The organism is Burkholderia stagnalis, assembly GCF_902830275.1.
Classification (GTDB): domain Bacteria; phylum Pseudomonadota; class Gammaproteobacteria; order Burkholderiales; family Burkholderiaceae; genus Burkholderia; species Burkholderia stagnalis.
On the sequence record NZ_CADESW010000004.1, the window covers coordinates 211832 to 234806 of the forward strand.

A 22975-nucleotide genomic window follows, 5' to 3' on the forward strand; every position below is an offset into this window, starting at 1 on the left:
ACAGGTCGGGCGCCCCTGGCGAACGGTCAATGAAGCTCGCTCGTGCGGCCGGCAACGGCGCCGACCCTCGCCTGCTGCGTGCAGTTGCTCCGGTGCGCCTGCGCCTGGCTGGCCGAAAGATCCGCGGCGGCGGCGGTGAGCGACGCTGCGCGCAGGCAGGCTTCGTCGGCGGCCAGATAGTTCTGGACCATCGGATAGATGATGTAGAGCGCGAAAGCGAGATACCCAACGTACAGAAATCGACCCATGATGCCTTGTCTTGGACAGGTTGTTTCGCACTATTTACGGCACCGCGACGGGCGACTTTAGCAGTTCGCCGACGTGCCCCCGCCGCGCGGCATCGCCACGCATACCGACTTGGCGGCATCGCGCGGAATGCGCGATACTCTCCCCCGTGAAACCGGCAAGCGTGCGGCGGCCAAACCCGCGCCGCGGCACTTCGCGCACGCGCTGCCGACACGCAACCGACGCCCGGCCTTCGCCGCCGGGACATCGCCCATGCACATTGCCCCCAAACCGCCCGACGAAGCGGCCCGGCTCACCACGCTGCACGCGCTCGCCCTCCTCGACACGCCGCCGGAAGAGCGCTTCGACCGACTCACCCGCCTCGCGCGACGACTGTTCGACGTCCCGATCGCACTCGTCAGCCTCGTCGACGAAAATCGCCAATGGTTCAAGAGCCGCACGGGGCTCGACGCCCCCGAAACATCGCGCGACGTGTCGTTCTGCGCGCATGCGCTGCTCACGAACGACGCACTGGTGATCCCCGACGCCCTGCTCGACGAGCGCTTCCACGACAATCCGCTCGTCACCGGCGCGCCGGGCATCCGCTTCTATGCGGGCCAGCCGCTGTCCGCGCCGAACGGCGCGCGGGTCGGCACGCTGTGCCTGATCGACACAAAGCCGCGTTCGCTCGACCACGACGAGCTGGCGCTGCTCGACGATCTCGCGCACATGACCGAACGCGAAATCGCCGCGCTGCATCTCGCGACCACCGACGAGCTCACGCAACTGACGAACCGGCGCGGCTTCGAGATGCTCGCCCGGCACGTGCTGAGCCTCTGCGCGCGGCTCGGCCGGCGCGCGGTGCTGCTGTTCTTCGATCTGAATGATTTCAAGGCGATCAACGACCGCTTCGGCCATGCCGAAGGCGACCGCGCGCTCAAGGCGTTCGCGGAAACGCTGACGGGCGCGCTGCGCGACAGCGACGTGATCGCGCGGCTCGGCGGCGACGAGTTCGTCGCGCTGCTGAGCGCGACCGACGCGGGTGACGCCGACGAACCCGTCGATCGCGTCACCCGCGCGCTCGCGGCACGCAACGCCGCGGACGCGCGCGGCTACGCGATCCGGTTCAGCGCCGGCCATGTCGCGTACGATCCGGCGCGCCATCACTCGGTGTCGGATCTGCTCGCGTCGGCGGACCGTCACATGTACGAGCACAAGCAGCGCGGCAAGGCGGCGCGCATCTGAGCGCAACGCGCCGCTTGCGCGCCGGTCACGCGCCGCATGGCGGCGCGCTGGCCATCGCCTCGACGATCTGCTCCGGCGTCAGGTCGCGCTGATGCGTCGCGAGCGACCAGCGATGGCCGAACGGGTCCTCGACCTGGCCGTAGCGATCGCCCCAGAACATGTCGGTGGCCGGCATCGTGAGCTGCGCGCCTGCCGCGACCGCCTGCGCGATCGCCGCGTCGACATCGGGCACATACAGGTGCAGGCAGACCGCCGTTCCTTTCAGCGCCTTCGGCCCGAGCGCGCCGTGCTCGGGCATTTCGTCGACGAGCATCAGCGTCGAATCGCCGATGCTCAGGCAGGCGTGCGCGAGCCGGCCGTTCGGCGCCGGCAGGCGTATCCGCTCGACCGCGCCGAACGCGCGCTTGTAGAAGTCGATCGCATCGGCGGCGCCGGCGCAGATCAGATGGGGCGTCAGCGTGCGCATCCCTTCCGGGATCGGTTTGACGGACGTGGACATGAGCGTGTCTCCTTCGAGTGAATGATCGGGTCGAAAAACGGAACGCGGCGCGCGATGCGCACGCCTCCGCTCACACGACGGACGAGCCGATGCGGAATCGACATGCACGGCAAAAATATTTTCGCCGGACGGTGCAGCGAGCAGGCGGCGTGGCGGCGGCGGCACGATCCAGGCGCTCGAGTCGATTACCGGCGTGAACTTCGACCGTCCGATCCGCGAGGCGCCCGCTCGCTGGCGAAGGCCGCGACGTTCCTGCGCGAACATCTGTAAGCTGACGGCACTGCCGCGCCATGCCGGCGGCGTGACGCGCGACAGTTGGCGACCCGACGGCTCCGAGGCGTCGGGTCATTCCGAACCGCATCAGGAGTGCAATCTTGGCGACCTATATCGTTTTCACCCGCGAAAGCACACAGGATCAGCAGGAACTCGACGTCTATCGAAGCAAGGTCCGCGCGACCCTCGCCGGCCATCCGGTGAAGGTGCTCGCCTCGTACGGCCCCCAGGAGACGCTCGAGGGCGAAGGCCCGGAAGGCGTCGTGATCATGGAGTTTCCGTCGAAGGCTGCCGCGCATGCGTGGTATCACGGGCCCGAATACCAGGCGGTCGCCCAGCATCGCTTCAAGGGCGCGCGCTTTCGCGCGGTGCTGGTCGAGGGCGTGTAGGCGGAATCCGGTTTGCGTCCATGCGCGCATCGCGGCCGGACGAAAAAAATCCCCATGGGCCTTGAAACCATGGGGATGTGAAAAACCGTTGAGAGACACGGTGTCCGACCGAGGGTCTTGAAGCATTCGGGTAAGGTCAGACGCCTTGAAGTTTAGCGACGCCGCGATGCCGGACGGGTGTACATTTCGGCCGGCATCGGCCCGTCACAGTTCATGCGGCGAAGGATCGGACATCGCCGCCCCGCCCTTCCATGAAAAAAGTCCCCAGGGATCGTGCGATCCATGGGGACGTCAACGACCCGCGGAGAAACAGGCGGGGCCCGGACAGCACACTCAGGCACGAGGGGACATCCGGACAGCGCGCAGTCTAGACCGGGCGGCCGCGCGGACAAGGGCACAGATCGGGGCCGTTCGCGGCGCCACAGACTGCATGCCGCGCCATTCAGCCTTGCTTCCCGCCTGATTCGCACCCGGCGTGTTCGACGGCGCTGTCACCCGCCTTCAATCGGCCGATGGGGATCATCTCGGGAGAATCCGGGTTGCACGGGCTGCCGGTCCAGTCGCCCAGCCATGCGTCCACGGTCAGCCCGGCAAGCTTCAGCAGTTCGTCGATTTCCTCCCGTGACGGAAACGCGATGCGGGAACGCGAACGCAACAGCCGGCTATCGGCAGCCACCCGATAGCATGTTTCATAGGTGACGATGCCCGTTTCCGGGTCCCGCGCGACGTCGTTCCACGCTTGCGCCGGCCCCAGCTCGGGATGGTCGACCTCGCGCCCGGATTCGGCAGGAACCCATTCCCGCCATTCCTCGACGGCGGGGTTCCGGCTGTCGAAGATGAATCGCCCGTGCGGCGCAAGGTGCGCGGCGACCGTCTGGAGTACCGCGAGCCTGTCAGCCTGCGTCAGGAACACCTGGAACGCGTGGCCGGTCATCACCACGAGGTCGAAGCGACGGCCAACGCGCACGTTGCGGCCGTCCGCGGCGACCCAGTTCACCCGGTCGCCGCCGGGGCGTGCGCGTGCGATCTCGAGCATCGCCACTGCGGGATCGACGCCCCATACGGCGCCACAGCCGGCCTGCGCAATGGCCGCGCTCAGCACGCCCGTGCCGCAGCCAAGGTCCAGCACCGACGCGCAGCCCTCGGCCAGCGTCAGACAGTAGTCGAAGCTGGTGCTCCAGTCATTGTCGGCATCGTAGAAGCTGGCGAGGTCCGGGTCTTCGTATAGTGCGTCGTAAATCATCGGTCGGGAGGAAAGGAAGCGGACGAGCGCCGCAGTAGCCGGCAAGCGGCTTTCGCGCCGGATTCAGCCGTTGGAAAGGTCCGCCTGCCCTGTCCGGAGACCTGTTTCATCTTGCGACGCCTTGTATCGGGCATAGGCTTTCGCAGCGCCCATCGCTTCATGGTGCGTCGCAAATGTCTCGTCGATCTTGTGCGTCATGCCGGGGATGTGCGTCTTCATCGGCGCATGGTCGCTCTTGCGCTCGAACCGGACCAGCGCACGCCACACGCCCTGAGGTTCTTCATACGCCTCGCAGAAACACAGATAGCCGTTCTCGTCGACAACCGCGCGCTCCGACATGTCAGCCTCCGCATTGAATGGCGAACAACCCGGGGACGGCGCATGGTCGATCGCAACGCCGTACCCGTGAACGGTGAATCGCTCCAGCATAGGTCACGCGACGCGGCTTGGCCACACGTCCGGGAAGTTTTTCGAACGTTCGGCGCGCTGGCCGTCGCGCGACGGCCTCTCGCCCCAAGGGCCGGGCCTGTTCCGACCTTGCCGGGTTCCGCGACCGGCTCAAAAGCGGTCGTCCGCAATCGCCGGCATCACGAGTTCCCGGACGAACGACGCGTTGGACAGGTGCAGCAGCGTGCGCACCACCGCCACCACGTCATGGACCGGCACGCTCTGGCCATCGCCGCGCGCCGCGGCGTCTTCCAGCGGGACCGACAAGGCATCGTCGGTATTCAGGTAGCCGAGTTGCAGGCACGTGACGGCCAGGCGGCTGCCCCGGAACCCTTCGCGCAGCGCATCGGCAATCCCGTTGAGCGCGAACTTCGATGCGCCGAACGCCACTTCCGGGCGCCCGCTTTGCCGAAGTGCCGATGTCGACCCGGTCAGGAACAGCTGCGGCTTGTCGGCACGCAGCAGCCGCGGCACCAGACGCTTGAGCAGCAGCAAGGTGGCCGTGATGTTGACGTTCACCAGGTTCGCAATGGTGTCGTCCGAATCGTCCAGGAAAGCATAGGCGTCGGTGAAGGCCGTTTCCTCCCAGATTCCGAGGTTGCAGATCAGCACGTCCAGTTCGGCGGGCGCGGCTCGCGCGATCTGCGCCACGGCATCGGCAGGAGACGCCATGTCCGCCTCGATCCACTGGAGATCGACGGCGTCAGGCAACGTCAGCGCGTTCGGCCGCTTGCGCGATACGCCGATGACGGTGTCGCCGGGGCTGCACAGGCCTTCGACAAACGCACGGCCCAGCCCCTTGCTGGCACCGACGATCATGATCTTCACGGGTGTCTCTTCCTTTGATGGGTGTGTTGCCACCGATGCGTATGCGCTGCGAACGCTCGACCGCTTGCCGTGAAACGCCTGCACGCCAGGACTTTCTATACCATGCGAGAAGGTTGCTCCAACAACGATTTCGAAGCTGCCCACCGAAAGCGATATGTTTTGCCGGAGCCATGATGACGACCACGTACAACGAAACGCGCCGCATCGATGCACTGATGGACTGCATCGGCACTGTCCTGTTCGCGGCCGGGAACGTGATTTCAGCCGTTCGTGCCCGCGCGCGTGATGATGCCGATATCGAGGCGCTCGAACGCGCCGTCCAATCCGCGCGCACCCTCCTCACCGCATCTCCTGCCGAGCCGCCTGCAGTAACGGCCGACAAGACCGGCCCGGAAGCGGTCGGGCTCGCGCATGCCACGACACCTTCGACGTTTCAGGCGCGCGTGCAACCGTGGATGCTCGAATGCTTCGGAGCGGCGACAGCGAACGATCGCACGGAGCGGAATCATCGCTTCCTCGAAGAAGCGCTCGAACTCGTGCAGGCATGCGGCTGTAACGCGAGCGAAGCGCACCTGTTCGTTGACTATACGTTCGGGCGCCCGGCCGGTGAGCCGGCACAGGAGGCCGGCAGCGTGATGGTGACGCTGGCGGCGCTCTGTCTCGCGAATGCGCTGGACATGCACGCGGCCGGAGACACCGAGCTCGCGGACATCTGGACGAAGGTCGAACGGAACCGCGCCAGGCATGCCGCGAAGCCGAAATATGCGCCGCTGCCGTCGGCCGTGTAGCCGCGAATGCCGTTGCATCCGCCGTTGAACCTTCCTGTTCTTCAGCAAATGGCGCTGCCCCGGAGACCTCCTATGTTGAAGTTCAACGAATCACGATCAGATCTGCGGAAGCTCATCCAGCGTACGAGACACTTTGGTTGCGTCGACGTCGAGCTCGATCCCCTGCGAGGCGTCGCGGTACACAACCGTCTTCAACGCCGGTCCGACAACGCTCTGGCCTCCAACCGAGAAGATCGTATAGACGTCGTCGCCGCCCATGATTGCATCGACAACGTCCATGACACGCGCCTCGCGCGGCACTTCGACCCAGCTGTCGTCTTGGGGATTGACCTTCGCCCAACGCACGTGCGTCACGCGCCTGGTCAGCAGATCGATTCTCACGCCATTCACTGCAAAGATGGACATCGTGCCCTCCCTGGGATCACTCGGCAATGCGTTCGGACTACGCGTTCGTCAATCATAGCGCTGCGGCTTGATCGATGCGGTGCTGAAGCCGGATATCTCCGCTTCCGACCTGGGCTCATTCTGGTTCAGGATTCGCACGCAGTAATTTCGCAGTCGTGGCCGCAGCTTCGCGGTTCTACACGGTGGGCTATCGATTGAGTTGACCATGAGGGCTCGGACCAACGAATACGTATTTGGAGGAAATACAATGGACGCTTCTCGTATCTCCGGCGCGCCGGGCACTGCACACATTCAAGGCCACAGCGGCGACTCATCCGCTCAGCAACCTTCAAGGCCCATTTCTCCTCGTCGTGTCCCGACCAACGAGCTGCTTCAGAGCAATTTGCAACGTTTCGTTCGGAAAGAAAAAGAAACCCCTCTGCCCAGCCATGATCCCGTGAATGTTCCGCACATCTCGAGTGCGATGCATAAGCTCAATGTGGAAAAGAACCGACTGGCGACACATCAAAAAAAATATGAGGAACAGCTACAACAAGGAAATAAACCCGCACCCATTAAAACATCTGAGGCGAATATCGATAAATTAAAAAAAATGCTGGATAAAGCAGAAGATTCCGGAAATCTCAGCAGCGAAGAGTTCAAGAAGCTGGCGATACAACACGCAAAATCAAGTAGCAACAGTCCATTTCTCTCCGGCACACCCGAATATACGGTGGGGCTAAACAGTCAAGAGTCTTACGCAAAGGACTCGCTCGCACGAGGAAATCCGGCGGTCTTCTCGATTCTCCATACAGATCGCGCGCAGACAAATCCGGCGAATAGCAGGGAGCACGAACTGCTATTGCCCGTTGCGGAATACCGGCGAGAAGTCGCTGGAACGTTCACTATGGGGCAAGGAGGGAGCAAGACCTATGTTGATACCAGTGGCGATCAACCAGTCACCTATCACGGCGAAGATGCTCAACAGAAGTTCGAACATGCAGCCGGCAAATTGAACACACAGTCGTAATTGAATGCCACTCCGTGAACAATTCGAAGGCCGCTAACGCGGCATACACCAATTGTTCACGGTGGCAATCACGCGTGATCCGCCGTCAAACGCCTCTCCGTCGCGTTACGTCCGGGAAATTGCGCCGCAAACTCGGATGGACCGCGCCCGCAGAACAACCTACAGCCTGTATTTCACGAACCCAGGTGATCGCTTGTAGCGCGCGCGCCGCGCGATAACACCCTGCTCGCCTCTTGCGATCAGGTTCATGGGTCCGTCGCCAGCCGCGCCGACCTATGCAGCAAGACCATCAACAACTAGGTCGGTTCTACGCAAGTATCGGACGACGTGCCGCGTGCGAAGCATCAGAAGCCTCCACCGGATCCGTTCTCGCGCGAGGAATCGGAATCGATCATTAAAGAAGCTGAGCGCGTGCACCCAGGCCAAGTGCACAACTTGATCGACCTCTGGTTCTGGACCGGGTTGCGGACGTCCGAGATCTTCGGCCTCCAATGGCTGAACGTGGATCTCCCGAGCGGGACGATCCTCGTTGCGGAAGCGCTCGTCCGCGGCGAGCACAAGGATTGCACGAAGACGGCAGTCGCACGCACGGTCCGGCTAAACAGCCAGGCGCTCAGTGCCTTGAAGCGGTAGCGTGTGTTCACGGGAATTGCCGGCGCAGCAATCTTCCACGATCCCAGATACAGCAGGCGCTGGGAGGATGAGCGCGCATTCCGCCGCAGTTTCTGGACGCCGACTCTGAAACGACTCGGAATTCGCTACCGGCGGCCGTACAACATGCGGCATAGCTACGCGACGGCAATGCTGATGACCGGAATGACCCCAACCTTTTGCGCGAAACGGCTCGGGCACAGCATCGAGATGTTCCTGACAACGTACGCGAAATGGATGGATGGTGAGCAGAACGCTCTAGAGATGGCGAGGCTCGAATCGGCGCTAATGTCCTCGAGTTGCCCCGGAAAGCAAAACAGGCGCCGAGGCGCCTGTTTTGTTGAAGCATTCTGTGGGGTGGCTGATGGGACTCGAACCCACGACGACAGGAATCACAATCCTGGACTCTACCAACTGAGCTACAGCCACCACTGATACTGCTTTCTTCGCTGCGTCGCGTTCTGTTCAACAGCGAAGAAGCAAGATTATATAAAGCGTTTTTAATCTTGCCAAGCCTTTTTTTCAAAATTTTCGTCGGCGGCGAAAAGATGCGTGCGCGCCTCGTCGAACACGGCCAGATCGCCGCGCGCGAGCTTCTTGTTGTCGGACAGCACACGACGCCAGCCACGCGCCCCCGCCTCGCCGCGATACAGCCCGAGCGCATGACGCACGACCGCACCGAGGTACGTGCCGCGCTTCAGTTCCGCCGCGCAATACGCGATCAGCTGCGCCTCCGCTTCCTCGCGCGTCGGCGCCGCTTCGCTCGCGCCGTAGAACCGCCGATCGACGTCCGCCAGCACGTAAGGATTGTGATACGCCTCACGGCCGAGCATCACGCCGTCGACATGCTCGAGATGCTGCGCGACTTCGTCGAGCGTCTTGATGCCGCCGTTGATCACGATCTCCAGCGCCGGGAAATCTCGCTTCAGCCGATACGCATAGTCGTACTTGAGCGGCGGGATCTCGCGGTTCTCCTTCGGCGACAAGCCTTTCAGGATCGCATTGCGCGCGTGCACGACGAACACCTCGCAGCCCGCTTCGGCAACCGTGCCGACGAAGTCCCGCACGAATTCGTATTCCTCGACCGCATCCACGCCGATCCGGTGCTTGACCGTCACCGGCACCGACACGGCGTCGCGCATCGCCTTCACGCAATCCGCGACGAGCTGCGGCTCGTTCATCAGGCACGCGCCGAACGCGCCACGCTGCACCCGTTCCGACGGGCAGCCGCAGTTCAGGTTGATTTCGTCGTAGCCCCACTGCTCGCCGAGCTTCGCCGCGCGCGCCAGATCGTCCGGCTCGCTGCCGCCGAGCTGCAGCGCGACCGGCGATTCGTTCGGCGTGAACGCGAGATGCCGCTGCGCGTCGCCGAACAGCAGCGCGCCGGTCGTGATCATTTCCGTGTAGAGCCACGTATTGCGCGTGAGCGTACGGTGGAACGACCGGCAATGACGGTCGGTCCAGTCCAGCATCGGCGCCACGGACACGCGGCGGGGAGGAAGCGAAGGCGAAACGGACATGGAATTCGGGCAACGGACGGCGCGGAAACAACCGCGCATTCTACCGCAACGGGCGCCCTGCCCGCCCGGCGCTATGCGCCCGCGTCGCCGGCCAGTTCCGAATCGACCGCGCGCCGCGCCGCGTCGAACCCGCGCTCGATCACCCGTCGCTCGGTCAGCAGCAGCCCGTCGACCTTCACGAGCCGCCAGTCGATCCGCACCGCATCGCCTTGCAGCACGCGGTAGTGCACGTGTTCGCCGTCCCAGACCTGCTCGGTCTTCACTTCGATCTCGAAGCCGCGGTACGGCTCGCTGTAGTCGCCGAGATCGCTGCCTCTCAGTTCCATCGCGCGCTCCGTCGATAAGCGACGCCCCGCGCGAGCCGCCAGGCCCGCGCGGGGCGTTCAGTCATATTCGTTAGACAGGATGGCCTTGCCGTCGGCGGTGAGATCGACCCGGTCGCCGGCCGTCTGGTAGATCAGCCCTTCGTTCAGCAGCACGTACACAATGTCGCTGAAGGTCGCCGGCACCGGCCGGCTGTCGCCGAACTGGTCGATCCACTTCAGCGCCTCGATGGCTTCGGGAGAAAGGATGGGGGTCATACGCTGCCTCCGCGTCGGTGTCGCTCCATCCTAGCACTTCGCCCGGACGGCGAATACCGATGCGGCTACGCAGCGACAAGGCGCCGCGGCGGCCGCCCCGGACGGCAAAGCCCGGGCCGACGGCGCGCGGCCGGCGCCGGCTCGCTCAGAGCCGCGCGATCGACACCTCGGTCGACTTCACGAGCGCGACGACTTCCGCGCCGACCTTCAGTTCGAGTTCGTCGACCGAGCGGGTCGTGATCACCGACGTGACGATGCCGAACGGCGTTTCCACGTCGACCTCGGACACCACGGGCCCGCGGATGATCTCCTTCACCTTGCCCTTGAACTGGTTGCGTACGTTGATTGCGGTGATGCTCATCGGGTTGATCGCTCCGAAGAAAAAGACTCAGGATGGGCGGCAGGTGCCGCCCGGATTAAACGGCCCAGCGAATCCGCCCGTCCGGCCGCGCGTCGCCCGCGCCCTGCGCGGGCTGCGCCGCCGTGCCCGGGCCGCCCGCGAGCACGCGCTGCAGCACGCGGTCCTCGAGCGCGGCGAATGCCGCCGACGCACGGGCGCGCGGCCGGTCGAGCGGCACCGGCTGGTCGAACGCGACGCGCCCCTGCTCGATCAGCAGGATCCGGTCGCCGAGCGCGACGGCTTCGTGCGCGTCGTGCGTGACGAGCAGCGCCGTGAACCGGTGCTCGCGCCACAGCCGCTCGATCAGTGCATGCATCTCGATGCGGGTCAGCGCGTCGAGCGCGCCGAGCGGCTCGTCGAGCAGCAGCAGTTGAGGCCGATGCACCAGCGCGCGCGCCAGCGCGACGCGCTGCCGCTGGCCGCCCGACAGTTGTGCGGGCCAGTCGTCGGCGCGTTCGAGCAGGCCGACTTCGTCGAGCACCGCGCGCGCATCGTCGCGCGCACCGCGCCCGAGCCCGAGCATCACGTTCTGCAGCACGGTCTTCCACGGCAGCAGGCGCGCGTCCTGGTACATGATCCGGGTGTCGAGCGCGCCGCCGCCTTCGCCGCGCGCCGTCAGCGTGCCGCTGCTCGCCTGCTCGAGGCCCGCGACGAGCCGCAGCAGCGTCGACTTGCCGCAGCCGCTGCGGCCGACGATCGCGACGAAGCTGCCGCGTGCGATGCCCAGGTCGATGTCGTCGAGCACGATGCGCGCGCCGAAGCGCTTGCTGATGCCGCTCAGCGTGACCGCGTCGTCCGCCGGCGCGATGCCGGCTGCGCGGCGCCGCGCGAGCGGCACCACCGATGCGCCGCCGTCGCGCTCGAGGATCGCCGCGTCGCGGGCGTCGCCGTCCGCGATGCGCGCCTGCGTGAATTCGGCCTCGAGGTCCGCGGCGGCGAGCGGCCCGTAACCGGCCGCCGAAATCGTCGCATTCATGCCTGTGCTCCTGTTTGATAGGCGGGATGCCAGCGCAGCGTCACGCGTTCGAGCCATTTCGCGAGCACGTCGGCCAGCTTGCCGAGCACTGCGTACAGCAGGATGCCGACCACCACCACGTCGGTCTGCAGGAATTCGCGCGCATTCATCGTCATGTAGCCGATGCCCGACTGCGCGGAGATGGTCTCCGCGACGATCAGCATCACCCACATCAGGCCGAGCGCAAACCGCACGCCGACGAGGATCGACGGCAGCGCGCCAGGCAGGATCACGTCGCGATAGAGCGCGAAGCCGCGCACGCCGTAGCTTTTCGCCATTTCGATCAGGTTCGCGTCGACCGAGCGGATCCCGTGATACGTGTTGATGTAGACCGGGAAGAACACGCCGAGCGCGACGAGGAACAGCTTGGCCTTCTCGTCGATGCCGAACCACAGGATCACGAGCGGGATCATCGCGAGCGCCGGGATGTTGCGGATCATCTGGATCGTCGAGTCGAGCGCGACCTCGGCGGCTTTCGACAGGCCGGTCGCGAGCCCCAGCGCGAGACCGACGCCGCCGCCGAGCGCGAAGCCGAACAGCGCGCGCCAGGTGCTGACCTTCACGTTCGCCCACAGCTCGCCGGACACGACGAGCGACCACGCGGCACGCACCACGGCGACCGGCTCGGGCAGCACGCGGGTCGACAGCCAGCCGATGCGCGCGCCGGCCTCCCAGACGGCCAGCAACGCGAGCGGCACGAGCCACGGCGCCGCGGTGCGCCATGCACGGGCGGCCAGGCCGCCGCCCGTCGTCGATTTCGTTGTCATCGCAGGCCTCCCTTCGCTCAGCTCTGGCTTGCCTTCGGCAGGTAGCTGTTGCCGACGATCTCGCCGAACGGGCCGGACAGCGGCCCGGTCGCCTTCGCCGCGCCGCGCCCCTTGATCAGCGGGAACACGAGCTCGGCGAAGCGATACGATTCCTCGAGATGCGGATAGCCCGACAGGATGAACGTCTCGACGCCGAGTTCCGCGTATTCGCGCATGCGCGCCGCGACCTGCTCGGGATTGCCGACGAGCGCGGTGCCCGCGCCGCCGCGCACGAGGCCGACGCCGGCCCACAGGTTCGGATACACCTCGAGCGACTCGCGGCCGCCGCGCTTGCCGCCGTGCAGCGCGGCCATCCGGCGCTGGCCTTCCGAATCCATGTTCGCGAACGCCTGCTGCGCGCGGGCGATCGTCGCGTCGTCGAGCCGGCTGATCAGGCGATCCGCATCGCGCCACGCTTCTTCCTCGGTCTCGCGCACGATCACGTGCAGGCGGATGCCGAACTTGATCTGGCGGCCGCGTTCCGCCGCCCGTGCGCGCACGTCGGCGATCTTCTTCGCAACGGCCTCGGGCGGTTCGCCCCACGTCAGGTAGGTGTCGATATGATCGGCGGCAATCGCGTGCGCGGCCGGCGACGAGCCGCCGAACCACAGCGGCGGGTGCGGGCGCTGCACCGGCGGATACAGCGCCTTGCCGCCCTTCGACTGCAGGTGCTTGCCGATGTAGTCGAAGCCGCCGTTGTCGTGCGACGCGGTGAGCAGCCCGCGCCAGATGTTCAGGAAATCGTCGGTGATCTCGTAGCGCGTGTCGTGATCGGCAAACAGGCCGTCGCCTTCGAGTTCGGCCGCGTCGCCGCCCGTCACGACGTTGATCAGCAGGCGCCCGCCGGACAGCCGGTCGAACGTCGCGGCCATGCGCGCCGCCAGGCCCGGCGACGCGATGCCGGGCCGCACCGCGACCAGGAATTTCAGGCGCTGCGTGGCCGGAATCAGGCTCGACGCGACCACCCACGCATCCTCGCAGGAACGGCCGGTCGGCAGCAGCACGCCCTCGTAGCCGAGCGTGTCGGCCGCGACGGCGACCTGCTTGAAGTAATCGTAGTCCGCGGCGCGTGCGCCTTCGGCGGTACCGAGATAGCGGCTGTCGCCGTGCGTGGGGATAAACCAGAACACATTCATCTGCTGCTCCTGCGTGACTGTCCTTGCCAGAATTGAGATAAAGCAGCGCCCTGCTCGCGCCGCCAACGGGCGGCGCATGCATGACGTGCGTTCGAATCGGGGTATGTTGCGGTCAGCCGCGCGGCGGGCAAGAACGCGCGGGCACGGCTGTTTCTGGGAAATCAGTCTAGGGATCGGGGGTAGGCTTTGGAACGATTTTTTTGAGCTTAGGTTTTCCGCTTTCCTGATTAGCACGACGCTGCAGCGAATATCGGCCCGCGTCCCCCTATAATGACGCACCATTTCGAACAATTCCGCGCAGACGGCCCCGGCCGCGCGCGCTTGCGGTGCACTCATCGATGCAGAAAGTCATCCTGCCGTTCCTGTCCGGCTTCCTGGCCGCCCTGTTCTTCCGCGAAGCGACGCTCGCGTTGCTGCACACCGCGGACCTGATCGCCGCGGCCGGCTTCTCGACCGCGCCGTTCGCGCCGCTCGGCATTCCTGAGTTTGTCGCGAACGCGCTGATCAGCGCATGCTGGGCGATCCCGATGGCGTGGCTGCTGCGGGTGTCGCCGGAGCGCGAGGCGCCGTGGATCGGCGCGCTGGTGTTCGGCGGAATCGTGCTGACGGCCGCGCGCGTGTTCGCGATCGACCCGCTGCGCGGCATCTGGCCGTCCGGCAACATGCTGCCGGTGCTGGCCGTCGGCTTCGCGGCGAATGCGCTGTGGGGCTGGGGCGCGCTCGTGTTCATGCGCGCGTTCATGTCGGATGATGCGGGCGAAGACTGACGCGCCCTCGCCGTTCTCCGCCTGAAAACGATTCGGCCGCCTGCATGGGCGGCCGAGTTATTTGAAGCGGCGATTTCTCGCGGACGGCGCCGCGCGCGTCAGTCCTTCAGGTTCCGCAGCGGATGCGTGTCCGGCGTCCACGGGCTGTCGAACATCGCTAGCACGTCCGCGCGGCCGACTTCCGCAATCGACTTGAAACGCCAGGCCGGCTGATGGTCCTTGTCGACGATCAGCGCGCGCACGCCTTCGATCACGTCGCCGCGCGCGAACGTCGAGCGCGTCAGGTCGAGGTCGCGCCGCAGGCAATCGGCCATCGTCGCGCCGCGCGCGCGATCGACCACTTCGAGCGACACCGCCATCGACAGCGGCGACAGCTGGCTGCGCATCGCATGCGTCGCCTTTTCGATCCACCCGTCCACGGCCGCGCAATCCTGGTCGGCATCGAGCGACGCGAGGATCGCGACGAGGTCGGGCTGCGCGAAATGACGGTCGATGCCGGCGCGCGCGTCGGCCAGCGACGACGTGTCGGGCGTCGGCACGACCTTGTGCGCGGCGGCCGCCGCGGCCACGCATTCGACCGCCTGCGCGCCGCTGTCGAAGCGTTCGTGACGCAGCGCGTCGAGCAGCGCCGGCAGTGCCGCGTCGGGCACGTAGACGTCGGCGAGCTGCGCATGCAGCGCGCCCGCCGCGTCGAGCGTCGCGCTGGTCACGGCGAGATAGCGGCCGATCGCACCGGGCGTGCGCGCGAGGAACCAGCTCATCCCGACATCGGGAAACAGGCCGATGCGCGTCTCCGGCATCGCCATCTTCGTCGAATCCGTAACGACCCGCAGCCCGCCCGTGTGGCGCGCTGCCTGCGAGATGCCCATCCCGCCGCCCATCACGACGCCGTGCATCAGCGCGATGTACGGCTTCGGGAAGCTGAAGATCGCGTGGTTCAGCGTGTATTCCTCGATGAAGAACGTATCGACCGCATCGCGGTCGCCGCGCTGCCATGCATCGTGGAAGAAGCGCACGTCGCCGCCCGCGCAGAACGCGCGCGGATGCGGGCTGGTCACGACGACCGCGACGACCTCCGGATCGTCGCGCCAAGCGTCGAGCGCCGCGTGCATGATGCGGATCATCCCGACCGACAGCGCGTTGAGCGCCTTCGGCCGGTTCAGTTCGAGAAAGCCGACGCGGTTCGCCACGTAGGCGCGCACGTCGGGCTGGTCGGAAGCGACGGGAATGGAATCGGTCATGGAAGGAATCCGGCTGGCGACAGGCGTACGGTCAGTGCGCCTGCATCTTCGAGAACAGGTTCAGCACCACGACGCCCGCGACGATCAACGACAGGCCGATCACCGCCGGCACGTCCGGCACCTGACGATACAGCAGCATCGCGACGAGCGTGATCAGCACGATGCCGGCGCCCGACCACACCGCATAGATGATGCCGACCGGCATCGTCCTGAGCGTCAGCGACAGGCAGTAGAAGGCGGTGGCGTAGCCCGCCACGACGAGCAGCGACGGCCAAAGGCGCGTGAAGCCGTCGGCCGCGCGCAGCGCGGACGTGCCGATCACCTCGGCGACGATCGCGATCGCGAGCCATGCATAACCGGGCAGCTGCATCGCTCAGCTCCTCGCCAGCGCGAGCGCCGCGTAGTCGTGGCCCAGCTCCGCGCACAGCGCCTCGACGACGAGCTCGTGGTCGGCGCGCTGCGGCAGCCCCGACGCAGTTACCGTGCCGATCACGCCGGCCCCCGCGACCGTCAGCGGAAACGCGCCGCCGTACGACGCATACTCGGCCACCGGCAGGCCGTGCTTGTCCGCGAGCGTCGAGCCGGCCTGCTTCATGCGCAGGCCGATCGCATACGAGCTGCAGCGGAAATGCGCGACGACGTTGCGCTTGCGGCGCACCCAGTCGGCGTTGTCGGGCGTCGCGCCGTCCAGCGCGGCATAGAACAGCGGCTGGCCGAACGTGCCGATGTCGATCGCGACCGCATGGCCGCGCGACGCGGCGAGCGCATGCAGCCGGTTGCCGAGCGCCCACGCGCGGGCGGCATCGAAGCGGGGAAACACGAGCGCCTGTTCCTGCGCGCCGATCGACTGCAGATCGAGAGCGATATCCATGAATCCGTCGAAGCAAGAAGTGAAGGCTGCCGGGGCCGCTGCGATCGCACGCAGCCCCGCTGCCGGAGTGGCGAGACAAACCGCTCGATTCTATCGCACGCGCCCTCGGTACCGGCCCCACACGCTGCTTGTCAGAAAGTGCTTGCACGCCGGTCGAGATTGCCTCTATAATCTATTTCTTCAACGGACGCGGGGTGGAGCAGTCTGGCAGCTCGTCGGGCTCATAACCCGAAGGTCGTAGGTTCAAATCCTACCCCCGCAACCAAGCATCACAGAGAGCCTTGATTTCACGATGAAATCAAGGCTTTTTGCTTTTCTGGCCGGCGTGCGCCGAACCGGCGTCGACATATACCCAGGCAGGCACGCCCGAAGCGAGCACGACGCGGTCGCGTCGATAGGACGACACCTCGTAGTCGTCCGCGTGTTTCAGCTCTGCGGCGGTGATCGGGAAGACCATCCCGCTGACCTTGTCGGCCGGGTTGCCCGTGCAGGTCACGACCGGGTGATGCGTGTTGCCGCTCGTTGCCACGACCGCCGGATCCTCGCTTTTCAGCATCGACAGCGCATAGCCGGGCATTTCGTCGGACTGGCCGTCGAGCTTGCGGCCGAATGTCGTCAACTGGACCTGCTCCAGCTGCAACGTGCCGTACGAGAAGAGGCGCTCCGAAAACGCGCCAGGTGTCGCCGTCATGAGATGCCCTTGTCCGTGTGGTGCACCCGATTCCACAGAGGACGACGCAGCGCCGCGCCGCCGTTCGAGAATGCCCCGCACGGGTGATACACTCGCAACACCTCGTCCCTTCCACTCGACATGAAATTCTGCTCCGTCTGCGGTCACGAAGTCATCGCGCGCATTCCTCCGGGCGACAACCGCGAACGCTTCGTCTGCGATCAATGCGGCACGATCCATTACCAGAATCCGCGCAACGTCGTCGGCACGGTCCCCGTGTGGGGCGAGCAGGTGCTGCTGTGCCGCCGCGCGATCGAGCCGCGCTACGGCTTCTGGACCCTGCCGGCAGGCTTCATGGAAATGGGCGAGACGACCGCCGAAGCCGCCGCGCGCGAGACGCTCGAGGAAGCCGGCGCGCGCGTCGAGGTGCAGAGCCTGTTCACGCTGCTGAACGTGCCGCACGTGCACCAGGTGCACCTGTTCTACCTGGCGCGGCTCGTCGATCCCGCATTCGAGGCCGGCGAGGAAAGCCTCGAGGTGAAGCTGTTCGACGAGGCCGACATTCCGTGGGACGACATCGCGTTCCCGACCGTCAGCCAGACCCTGCGATTCTTCTTTGCCGACCGTGCCGCCGGCGACTACGGCGTCCACACCGGCGATATCTTCCGCTCGCTGCGCGCCGGCTGAGCCCGCGACCCATGGTCCCCTGGCTCGGCCCAGACGATCCGTTTCCGCCCGTCACGCGGGCGCTCGGCCCGGCAACCGGCGCGCCGGGGCTGCTCGCCGCGAGCGCCGACCTGCTGCCTTCGCGCCTCATCGACGCCTACCAGCACGGCATCTTCCCGTGGTATTCGGACGGCCAGCCGGTGCTGTGGTGGAGCCCCGATCCGCGAATGATCCTCGTGCCGGCCGAGTTCAAGGTGTCGCCTTCGCTGAAGAAGACACTGCGGCGCGTGCTGCGCGAACCCGAGTGGGAAGTGCGCGTCGACCACGATTTTGCCGGCGTGATGCGCGCGTGCGCGCAGGCGCCGCGGCGCGGCCAGCGCGGCACGTGGATCACCGCGGAGATCATCGACGCGTATACGTCGCTCTACCGCACCGGCAACGCGCACAGCATCGAGACATGGCGCGACGGGCGTCGCGTCGGCGGGCTTTACGGCGTCGCGTTCGGGCGGATGTTCTTCGGCGAATCGATGTTCGCGGACGAAACGGATGCGTCGAAGATCGCGCTGGCCACGCTCGTCGCCCACCTGCGCGACTGCGGCCTGCAGATGATCGATTGCCAGCAGAACACGTCGCACCTGGCGTCGCTCGGCGGCCGCGAGATCGCCCGCAAGACCTTCATCGCCCACGTGCGCCGCGCGGTGGCCGAACCGCCGATTCCGTGGCAATTCGACAAGCGTGCGCTCGCCGGGCTCGTGGGCCGCGGCGAACCGGTGGCCCCTACCGGGATCGAGCGCTAGGGCGACACGCGCACCCCGCCGCGAAAGCCGGCTCTCTTGCTCGCCAGCCCCCCATCCGTCAACTTCCCGCATTGGCCGCGGGCTTGCTCTTGTGGATGACTTCCACGCGGCATTCGCCCGGCCACGCCACGCACACCTTGAAATCGATGAAGCCGAACGTGTGCAGCAGCATCAGCAGGACGGCGACACCGCCGATCAGCGAAACCGTGGTGCCGGCAGTTTTCACGCCTGCCCGCCGCTTGCGAGAATCGCCGCCGCGCGGTGACGCGCGCGCCGCCCCGCGAACCCGGGTTCGGTGGTACGGTCGGCGGTCTGAACGTGCGCGCCGTCTTCGTCGACGAACGCCCAAATGCATTCCCACATCGGCATGGCTGCAGCGAAATACTGTATGAATGTACAGCATAGCACGACAGCCGCTTGATCGAGCCCCTTTGGAGCGACGAGGACGGAGGCGTCCCCTTTATTCCCGGCTGGTCGCACCCGCTCGATGGGCCTATTGTTGAATCGGGACATGATGCATTTAGCCCCGTTTTCATGTTAATTTTCTTGCATCCGCTTCGTTGCCGCCCGGCGGTGATTCGCCGGGAGTCGAAACACAATCTTTTGATTTATAACGGTTTTTGCAAGCAGTCGATGATGGACTGCCAGCAGAACGCGTCGCAACTGGCGTCGCTCGGCGGCCGCGAGCAGGCGCCGGCGCGGCACCCCATTCCTGCATCGAGAGCTGCCCATGACTCACCCGACTGAGCTGCCGCTTTCACCGCTTTCGGCGCTGCAATTCTATGCAACGGCGCCCTACCCGTGCAGTTACCTGGACGGCCGCGTCGCGCGCTCGCAAGTCGCGACGCCGAGCCACCTGATCAATTCCGACATCTACACCGAGCTCGTCAAGGCCGGCTTCCGCCGCTCGGGCGTGTTCACGTACCGCCCTTACTGCGACGGTTGCCGCGCGTGCGTGCCGGTGCGCGTGCCGGTCGCGGCGTTCACGCCGAACCGCACGCAGCGGCGGATGTGGAAGCGGCACCGCGCGCTCGTCGCGACGGTGTCGCCGCTGCACTACGACGAAGAGCATTACGCGCTCTACATGCGCTACCAGTCCGCGCGCCACGCGGGCGGCGGGATGGACCGCGACAGCCGCGACCAGTACGAGCAGTTCCTGCTGCAGAGCCGGATCAATTCGCGCCTCGTCGAATTCCGCGATCTCGATGCGCCGGGCGGCCAGCCCGGCCAGCTGCGGATGGTCAGCATGATCGACATCCTCGGCGACGGCCTGTCGTCCGTGTATACGTTCTTCGAGCCGGACGACCTGCACGCGAGCTACGGCACCTACAACATTCTCTGGCAGATCGAGCAGGCGAAAAGCCTCGGACTGCCCTACGTGTATCTCGGCTACTGGATCCGCGAGAGCCCGAAGATGGCGTACAAGGCGAACTTCCATCCGCTCGAAGGGCTCGTCGACGGGCGCTGGAAGGTGCTCGATCCGGCACGGATCGACCTGCCGCCGGTCGACGCTGCGCTCGCGCGCGCGCCGCTGCCCGGCGGGCATTCCGGCTCGGCCTGACGCGCGCCCGGCGGCACGGTGCACACATTCGCGCCCGCCGGCGCGACGCTCGCCCGCCAAACGCAGCCCCGGCCGCGCAACTCCCGGTAAAATAGCGGGTTGTCATATTTCTGGCTGTCGCCCATTCCCGTGTTCAGTTCCCTCTATCCGCTCGCCCGCGCATCCCTGTTCAAGATGGATGCGGAAGACGCTCACCACCTCACGCTGCGCGCGCTCGGCGCGGCCGGCCGCACCGGCCTCGCCTGCGCGCTGTCGGCCCGCGTGCCCGACGCGCCGCGCACCGTGATGGGGCTCACGTTCCGCAACCCGGTCGGCCTCGCGGCCGGCCTCGACAAGGACGGCGCGGCGATCGACGGCCTCGCGGCGCTCGGCTTCGGCTTCATCGAGGTCGGCACGGTCACGCCGCGCCCGCAGCCCGGCAACCCGCGCCCGCGCATGTTCCGGCTGCCGCAGGCCGACGCGCTGATCAACCGGATGGGCTTCAACAACAGCGGCGTCGACCAGTTCGTGAAGAACGTCCAGGCGGCCCGCTACCGCGGCATCCTCGGCCTGAACATCGGCAAGAACGCCGACACGCCGATCGAGCGCGCCGCCGACGACTACCTGTACTGCCTCGAGCGCGTCTATCCGTTCGCGAGCTACGTGACGATCAACATCTCGTCGCCGAACACGAAGAACCTGCGCCAGCTGCAGGGCGCGGGCGAACTCGACGCGCTGCTCGCGGCACTCAAGGACAAGCAGCAGCGCCTCGCCGACCTGCACGGCAAGCTCGTGCCGCTCGCGCTGAAGATCGCGCCGGACCTCGACGACGAGCAGGTCAAGGAGATCGCCGACACGCTGCTGCGCCACAAGATCGAAGCGGTGATCGCCACCAACACGACGCTGTCGCGCGCCGCGGTGCAAGGGCTGCCGCACGCGGACGAAGCCGGCGGCCTGTCCGGGCGGCCGGTGTTCGAGGCGTCGAACGAGGTGATCCGCAAGCTGCACGCCGAACTCGGCAGCGCGGTGCCGATCATCGGCGTCGGCGGCATCTTCTCCGGCGCGGACGCGCAGGCGAAGCTCGCGGCCGGCGCGGCGCTGGTGCAGCTGTACACCGGCTTCATCTATCGCGGCCCGACGCTCGTCGCCGAGTGCGTGAAGGCCGTGGCCGGCGCACGAGCGTCGTAATATAGGCATAAGCAAACTGTATTTCTGCATTGATAGCGTTTTCGCTATCATCGATGCCGAATTATTGACCCGGACCCGGTAAGGAACCACAAGATGAAAATTGCGCTGCTGAAGAAACTGCTGGTCGCCGGCCTGATCGGCGCGTCGTTCACCGCCGCGACCGCGCACGCGGCCGACCTGCTCGACGACGTGAAGCAACGCGGCACGCTGCGGATCGGCCTCGAGGGCACGTTCCCGCCGTTCAACTCGAAGAGCCCGAGCGGCGAACTGGTCGGCTTCGACGTCGACATCGCGAAGGCCGTCGCGGCCAAGCTCGGCGTGAAGCCGGAATTCGTCACGACCGAATGGAGCGGCATCATCGCCGGCCTGCAGGCAGGCAAGTTCGACGTGATCGTCAACCAGGTCGGCATCACCGACAAGCGCAAGGAGACGCTCGACTTCTCGCCGGCGTACACGTACTCGTCCGCGCAGCTGATCCAGCGCAAGGACGACACGCGCCCGTTCAAGTCGCTCGAGGAGCTGAAGGGCAAGAAGCTCGGCGTCGCGCTCGGCACGAACTACATGGACATGGCGAAGTCGGTGCCGGGCATCGACGTGAAGACGTACCCGGGCGCGCCCGAGTACCTGCGCGATCTCGCGGCCGGCCGTCTCGACGCGGCGCTGAACGACCGCCTGATGCTCGCGTACCTGACGAAGAATTCGCAGCTGCCGCTGCGCCCGGGCGCGAACGTCGGCTCGGCCAACCCGTCGGGCATTCCGTTCAAGAAGGGCAACCCGAAGTTCCAGAAGGCGATCGACGACGCGATGGCGCAGCTCGCCGCCGACGGCACCTTCACGAAGATCTCGGACAAGTGGTTCGGCATCGACGTGACGAAGCCGCTGAAGTAAGCACGCCAGCATCGCCCGCCGCACGGCGGGCCGACAGGGCGGCATCCGGAACGATGCCGCCCTTTGTTTTGTTCGTCCGGTTTATGATTGCGCTTTCGCGCACGCACCCAATCAGCACTTCATGTCGACCACTTCCCTGCTCGTCCAATCGCTGCCGGTACTCGCCCAGGGGGCGGTACTGACCGTCAAGTTCGCCGTCCTGTCGATGGTGTTCGGCCTGATCGGCGCCGTCGTGCTGGCGATGATGGGGATCCGGCAGAGCGACGGGATGACCTCGGGCGTCGAGCGCGTCGTCGTGAACACCCTCGCGGCGCTCGCGCGCGCCTACGTCAGCGTGATGCGCGGCACGCCGCTGCTCGTGCAGATCTTCGTCATCTATTACGGCCTGCCGAGCCTCGGCATCTCGCTCGATCCGACACCCGCGGGCGTGATCGCGCTGTCCGCGAACGTCGCGGCTTACATGTCCGAAAGCATGCGCGGCGCGATCAACGGCATCCACCGCGGCCAGTGGCTCGCGTCGTACAGCCTCGGGCTGTCGTGGGGGCAGACGCTGCGCTACGTGATCGGCCCGCAAGCGCTGCGCATCGCGGTGCCGAGCCTGTCGAACAGCCTGATCAGCCTGATCAAGGATACGTCGCTCGTGTCGGTGATCACCGTCACCGAACTGCTGCGCAGCGCGCAGGAAGTGATCGCGGCGACCTACCAGCCGCTGCCGCTGTATCTGGCCGCCGCAGCCGTGTACTGGGTGCTGTGCCAGATCCTCGAGTGGGTGCAGCGCTGGTATGAGAAGCGGCTGTCGCTGCCGGCCAAGCACTGAGCCGGACAATCCGGCCGAGCACCCGGGCATCGATTCATTGGACTGCTGATCGATCGCGCAGCGCAAGCCT

At 66.2% G+C, this 22975-nt stretch carries 31 protein-coding genes and 2 tRNA genes; 14 read left to right on the forward strand and 19 right to left on the reverse strand.

Features of this window, described 5'->3' with window-relative positions; translation table 11 throughout:
• Window positions 1–26: 26 nt before the first annotated feature.
• The gene (locus HWY45_RS10040) at window positions 27–248 is read right to left on the reverse strand and encodes a hypothetical protein (RefSeq protein ID WP_059886061.1); all 222 of its coding nucleotides are present in this window, start codon (window positions 246–248) and stop codon (window positions 27–29) included.
• Between the two features lie 250 nt (window positions 249–498).
• Here HWY45_RS10040 and HWY45_RS10045 point away from each other — a divergent pair, with 250 nt between their 5' ends.
• The gene (locus HWY45_RS10045) at window positions 499–1470 is read left to right on the forward strand and encodes a GGDEF domain-containing protein (protein ID WP_059886063.1); all 972 of its coding nucleotides are present in this window, start codon (window positions 499–501) and stop codon (window positions 1468–1470) included.
• 25 nt (window positions 1471–1495) lie between these two features.
• Here HWY45_RS10045 and HWY45_RS10050 read toward each other — a convergent pair whose 3' ends face one another.
• A complete protein-coding gene (locus HWY45_RS10050; protein ID WP_059886065.1) occupies window positions 1496–1969 on the reverse strand; it encodes a VOC family protein in 474 nt (157 codons plus the stop codon).
• 374 nt (window positions 1970–2343) lie between these two features.
• Here HWY45_RS10050 and HWY45_RS10055 point away from each other — a divergent pair, with 374 nt between their 5' ends.
• Window positions 2344–2631, forward strand: a complete 288-nt coding sequence (locus tag HWY45_RS10055; RefSeq protein ID WP_059560430.1) for a DUF1330 domain-containing protein — start codon at window positions 2344–2346, stop codon at window positions 2629–2631.
• A gap of 442 nt (window positions 2632–3073) precedes the next feature.
• Here the strand turns inward: HWY45_RS10055 and HWY45_RS10060 are convergent, their stop codons facing one another.
• From HWY45_RS10060 to HWY45_RS10070, 3 genes are all read right to left on the reverse strand, one after another.
• Window positions 3074–3919, reverse strand: coding sequence for a class I SAM-dependent methyltransferase (locus tag HWY45_RS10060; protein ID WP_230947008.1), 846 nt, complete (start codon window positions 3917–3919; stop codon window positions 3074–3076).
• A gap of 18 nt (window positions 3920–3937) precedes the next feature.
• Window positions 3938–4303, reverse strand: coding sequence for a hypothetical protein (locus tag HWY45_RS10065; protein ID WP_230941995.1), 366 nt, complete (start codon window positions 4301–4303; stop codon window positions 3938–3940).
• Between the two features lie 129 nt (window positions 4304–4432).
• Window positions 4433–5140, reverse strand: coding sequence for an SDR family NAD(P)-dependent oxidoreductase (locus HWY45_RS10070; protein ID WP_230947013.1), 708 nt, complete (start codon window positions 5138–5140; stop codon window positions 4433–4435).
• Window positions 5141–5151: 11 nt separating this feature from the next.
• On the opposite strand from HWY45_RS10070, the gene HWY45_RS36595 reads away from it, so the two are divergent.
• A complete protein-coding gene (locus HWY45_RS36595; protein WP_196483089.1) occupies window positions 5152–5937 on the forward strand; it encodes a hypothetical protein in 786 nt (261 codons plus the stop codon).
• Between the two features lie 96 nt (window positions 5938–6033).
• On the opposite strand, the gene HWY45_RS10080 is transcribed toward HWY45_RS36595, so the two are convergent.
• Complete coding sequence (locus tag HWY45_RS10080; RefSeq protein WP_059807006.1) at window positions 6034–6342, reverse strand: hypothetical protein; 309 nt, start codon at window positions 6340–6342, stop codon at window positions 6034–6036.
• Between the two features lie 247 nt (window positions 6343–6589).
• Here HWY45_RS10080 and HWY45_RS10085 point away from each other — a divergent pair, with 247 nt between their 5' ends.
• Both HWY45_RS10085 and HWY45_RS36785 read left to right on the forward strand, forming a co-directional pair.
• Entirely contained in the window at window positions 6590–7351 is a 762-nt protein-coding gene (locus HWY45_RS10085) for a hypothetical protein (RefSeq protein WP_150998873.1), read from the forward strand.
• Window positions 7352–7777: 426 nt separating this feature from the next.
• Entirely contained in the window at window positions 7778–7984 is a 207-nt protein-coding gene (locus tag HWY45_RS36785; protein WP_230947014.1) for a tyrosine-type recombinase/integrase, read from the forward strand.
• 371 nt (window positions 7985–8355) lie between these two features.
• On the opposite strand, the gene HWY45_RS10095 is transcribed toward HWY45_RS36785, so the two are convergent.
• The 8 genes from HWY45_RS10095 to ssuD form a co-directional block, all read right to left on the reverse strand.
• Window positions 8356–8431: transfer RNA gene (locus HWY45_RS10095), tRNA-His, on the reverse strand.
• A gap of 71 nt (window positions 8432–8502) precedes the next feature.
• Complete coding sequence (dusA, locus tag HWY45_RS10100; protein WP_081059898.1) at window positions 8503–9522, reverse strand: tRNA dihydrouridine(20/20a) synthase DusA; 1020 nt, start codon at window positions 9520–9522, stop codon at window positions 8503–8505.
• Between the two features lie 71 nt (window positions 9523–9593).
• Window positions 9594–9848: a hypothetical protein gene (locus tag HWY45_RS10105; RefSeq protein ID WP_059807011.1), complete on the reverse strand. Its 255-nt coding sequence runs from the start codon at window positions 9846–9848 to the stop codon at window positions 9594–9596.
• A 57-nt stretch (window positions 9849–9905) separates the two neighbouring features.
• Window positions 9906–10103 (reverse strand): hypothetical protein, encoded by a 198-nt coding sequence (locus tag HWY45_RS10110; RefSeq protein WP_059560406.1) that lies wholly within the window; start codon window positions 10101–10103, stop codon window positions 9906–9908.
• A 145-nt stretch (window positions 10104–10248) separates the two neighbouring features.
• Window positions 10249–10464 (reverse strand): TOBE domain-containing protein, encoded by a 216-nt coding sequence (locus HWY45_RS10115; protein WP_006400187.1) that lies wholly within the window; start codon window positions 10462–10464, stop codon window positions 10249–10251.
• 55 nt (window positions 10465–10519) lie between these two features.
• Window positions 10520–11479, reverse strand: coding sequence for an ATP-binding cassette domain-containing protein (locus tag HWY45_RS10120; protein WP_059886070.1), 960 nt, complete (start codon window positions 11477–11479; stop codon window positions 10520–10522).
• On the reverse strand, window positions 11476–12285 hold the full coding sequence (gene ssuC, locus HWY45_RS10125; protein ID WP_059560400.1) for an aliphatic sulfonate ABC transporter permease SsuC: 810 nt from the start codon (window positions 12283–12285) through the stop codon (window positions 11476–11478). Before ssuC ends, HWY45_RS10120 begins: the two co-directional genes overlap by 4 nt.
• A gap of 17 nt (window positions 12286–12302) precedes the next feature.
• On the reverse strand, window positions 12303–13460 hold the full coding sequence (gene ssuD / locus HWY45_RS10130; RefSeq protein ID WP_059560397.1) for an FMNH2-dependent alkanesulfonate monooxygenase: 1158 nt from the start codon (window positions 13458–13460) through the stop codon (window positions 12303–12305).
• 338 nt (window positions 13461–13798) lie between these two features.
• Here ssuD and HWY45_RS10135 point away from each other — a divergent pair, with 338 nt between their 5' ends.
• Window positions 13799–14227 (forward strand): hypothetical protein, encoded by a 429-nt coding sequence (locus HWY45_RS10135; RefSeq protein ID WP_059560879.1) that lies wholly within the window; start codon window positions 13799–13801, stop codon window positions 14225–14227.
• A 98-nt stretch (window positions 14228–14325) separates the two neighbouring features.
• On the opposite strand, the gene HWY45_RS10140 is transcribed toward HWY45_RS10135, so the two are convergent.
• Genes HWY45_RS10140 through HWY45_RS10150 form a run of 3 tightly spaced genes read right to left on the reverse strand, consistent with a single transcriptional unit; the run spans window position 14326 to window position 16339 of the window.
• Window positions 14326–15468 (reverse strand): enoyl-CoA hydratase/isomerase family protein, encoded by a 1143-nt coding sequence (locus HWY45_RS10140; RefSeq protein WP_059886072.1) that lies wholly within the window; start codon window positions 15466–15468, stop codon window positions 14326–14328.
• Between the two features lie 31 nt (window positions 15469–15499).
• On the reverse strand, window positions 15500–15832 hold the full coding sequence (locus HWY45_RS10145; protein ID WP_375782241.1) for a DMT family transporter: 333 nt from the start codon (window positions 15830–15832) through the stop codon (window positions 15500–15502).
• A gap of 9 nt (window positions 15833–15841) precedes the next feature.
• Complete coding sequence (locus HWY45_RS10150; RefSeq protein WP_059560387.1) at window positions 15842–16339, reverse strand: heme-degrading domain-containing protein; 498 nt, start codon at window positions 16337–16339, stop codon at window positions 15842–15844.
• Window positions 16340–16527: 188 nt separating this feature from the next.
• On the opposite strand from HWY45_RS10150, the gene HWY45_RS10155 reads away from it, so the two are divergent.
• Window positions 16528–16604, forward strand: a tRNA-Met gene (locus HWY45_RS10155).
• A 33-nt stretch (window positions 16605–16637) separates the two neighbouring features.
• Here the strand turns inward: HWY45_RS10155 and HWY45_RS10160 are convergent.
• Complete coding sequence (locus HWY45_RS10160; RefSeq protein ID WP_059886074.1) at window positions 16638–17030, reverse strand: gamma-glutamylcyclotransferase family protein; 393 nt, start codon at window positions 17028–17030, stop codon at window positions 16638–16640.
• 120 nt (window positions 17031–17150) lie between these two features.
• Between HWY45_RS10160 and HWY45_RS10165 the strand changes: the two genes are divergently transcribed.
• Window positions 17151–17696 carry an NUDIX hydrolase gene (locus HWY45_RS10165; RefSeq protein WP_059560380.1) on the forward strand — a complete coding sequence of 182 codons (546 nt, stop codon included), beginning with the start codon at window positions 17151–17153 and terminating at the stop codon, window positions 17694–17696.
• Window positions 17697–17707: 11 nt separating this feature from the next.
• Window positions 17708–18472, forward strand: a complete 765-nt coding sequence (aat, locus tag HWY45_RS10170) for a leucyl/phenylalanyl-tRNA--protein transferase (protein WP_059886076.1) — start codon at window positions 17708–17710, stop codon at window positions 18470–18472.
• Window positions 18473–18530: 58 nt separating this feature from the next.
• On the opposite strand, the gene HWY45_RS10175 is transcribed toward aat, so the two are convergent.
• Window positions 18531–18698, reverse strand: coding sequence for a hypothetical protein (locus tag HWY45_RS10175; protein ID WP_155628767.1), 168 nt, complete (start codon window positions 18696–18698; stop codon window positions 18531–18533).
• 191 nt (window positions 18699–18889) lie between these two features.
• Here HWY45_RS10175 and HWY45_RS10180 point away from each other — a divergent pair, with 191 nt between their 5' ends.
• The 5 genes from HWY45_RS10180 to HWY45_RS10200 all read left to right on the forward strand — a co-directional run bounded on the left by HWY45_RS10180 (window position 18890) and on the right by HWY45_RS10200 (window position 22905).
• On the forward strand, window positions 18890–19219 hold the full coding sequence (locus HWY45_RS10180) for a hypothetical protein (protein WP_150998876.1): 330 nt from the start codon (window positions 18890–18892) through the stop codon (window positions 19217–19219).
• Window positions 19203–20033: an arginyltransferase gene (locus tag HWY45_RS10185; RefSeq protein WP_059807029.1), complete on the forward strand. Its 831-nt coding sequence runs from the start codon at window positions 19203–19205 to the stop codon at window positions 20031–20033. The genes HWY45_RS10180 and HWY45_RS10185 overlap by 17 nt, the downstream gene beginning before the upstream one ends.
• Window positions 20034–20162: 129 nt before the next feature.
• Window positions 20163–21200 carry a quinone-dependent dihydroorotate dehydrogenase gene (locus tag HWY45_RS10190; protein WP_059560370.1) on the forward strand — a complete coding sequence of 346 codons (1038 nt, stop codon included), beginning with the start codon at window positions 20163–20165 and terminating at the stop codon, window positions 21198–21200.
• Window positions 21201–21293: 93 nt separating this feature from the next.
• Entirely contained in the window at window positions 21294–22088 is a 795-nt protein-coding gene (locus HWY45_RS10195; RefSeq protein ID WP_059886079.1) for a cystine ABC transporter substrate-binding protein, read from the forward strand.
• A 121-nt stretch (window positions 22089–22209) separates the two neighbouring features.
• Window positions 22210–22905, forward strand: a complete 696-nt coding sequence (locus tag HWY45_RS10200; RefSeq protein WP_059560364.1) for an amino acid ABC transporter permease — start codon at window positions 22210–22212, stop codon at window positions 22903–22905.
• The last annotated feature ends 70 nt before the right edge of the window (window positions 22906–22975 follow it).

Coding starts and splice junctions, on each gene's coding strand:
- ssuD (WP_059560397.1), bottom strand. CDS start 13,460: ATGAATGTGTTCTGGTTTATCCCCACGCACGGCGACAGCCGCTATCTC.
- HWY45_RS10150 (WP_059560387.1), bottom strand. CDS start 16,339: ATGGATATCGCTCTCGATCTGCAGTCGATCGGCGCGCAGGAACAGGCG.
- HWY45_RS10065 (WP_230941995.1), bottom strand. CDS start 4,303: ATGCTGGAGCGATTCACCGTTCACGGGTACGGCGTTGCGATCGACCAT.
- HWY45_RS10050 (WP_059886065.1), bottom strand. CDS start 1,969: ATGTCCACGTCCGTCAAACCGATCCCGGAAGGGATGCGCACGCTGACG.
- HWY45_RS10200 (WP_059560364.1), top strand. CDS start 22,210: ATGTCGACCACTTCCCTGCTCGTCCAATCGCTGCCGGTACTCGCCCAG.
- HWY45_RS10040 (WP_059886061.1), bottom strand. CDS start 248: ATGGGTCGATTTCTGTACGTTGGGTATCTCGCTTTCGCGCTCTACATC.
- aat (WP_059886076.1), top strand. CDS start 17,708: ATGGTCCCCTGGCTCGGCCCAGACGATCCGTTTCCGCCCGTCACGCGG.
- HWY45_RS10195 (WP_059886079.1), top strand. CDS start 21,294: ATGAAAATTGCGCTGCTGAAGAAACTGCTGGTCGCCGGCCTGATCGGC.
- HWY45_RS10165 (WP_059560380.1), top strand. CDS start 17,151: ATGAAATTCTGCTCCGTCTGCGGTCACGAAGTCATCGCGCGCATTCCT.
- HWY45_RS10115 (WP_006400187.1), bottom strand. CDS start 10,464: ATGAGCATCACCGCAATCAACGTACGCAACCAGTTCAAGGGCAAGGTG.
- HWY45_RS10160 (WP_059886074.1), bottom strand. CDS start 17,030: ATGACGGCGACACCTGGCGCGTTTTCGGAGCGCCTCTTCTCGTACGGC.
- HWY45_RS10045 (WP_059886063.1), top strand. CDS start 499: ATGCACATTGCCCCCAAACCGCCCGACGAAGCGGCCCGGCTCACCACG.
- dusA (WP_081059898.1), bottom strand. CDS start 9,522: ATGTCCGTTTCGCCTTCGCTTCCTCCCCGCCGCGTGTCCGTGGCGCCG.
- HWY45_RS10140 (WP_059886072.1), bottom strand. CDS start 15,468: ATGACCGATTCCATTCCCGTCGCTTCCGACCAGCCCGACGTGCGCGCC.
- HWY45_RS10080 (WP_059807006.1), bottom strand. CDS start 6,342: ATGTCCATCTTTGCAGTGAATGGCGTGAGAATCGATCTGCTGACCAGG.
- HWY45_RS10135 (WP_059560879.1), top strand. CDS start 13,799: ATGCAGAAAGTCATCCTGCCGTTCCTGTCCGGCTTCCTGGCCGCCCTG.
- HWY45_RS10120 (WP_059886070.1), bottom strand. CDS start 11,479: ATGAATGCGACGATTTCGGCGGCCGGTTACGGGCCGCTCGCCGCCGCG.
- HWY45_RS10070 (WP_230947013.1), bottom strand. CDS start 5,140: ATGATCGTCGGTGCCAGCAAGGGGCTGGGCCGTGCGTTTGTCGAAGGC.
- HWY45_RS10105 (WP_059807011.1), bottom strand. CDS start 9,848: ATGGAACTGAGAGGCAGCGATCTCGGCGACTACAGCGAGCCGTACCGC.
- ssuC (WP_059560400.1), bottom strand. CDS start 12,285: ATGACAACGAAATCGACGACGGGCGGCGGCCTGGCCGCCCGTGCATGG.
- HWY45_RS10110 (WP_059560406.1), bottom strand. CDS start 10,103: ATGACCCCCATCCTTTCTCCCGAAGCCATCGAGGCGCTGAAGTGGATC.
- HWY45_RS10085 (WP_150998873.1), top strand. CDS start 6,590: ATGGACGCTTCTCGTATCTCCGGCGCGCCGGGCACTGCACACATTCAA.
- HWY45_RS10185 (WP_059807029.1), top strand. CDS start 19,203: ATGACTCACCCGACTGAGCTGCCGCTTTCACCGCTTTCGGCGCTGCAA.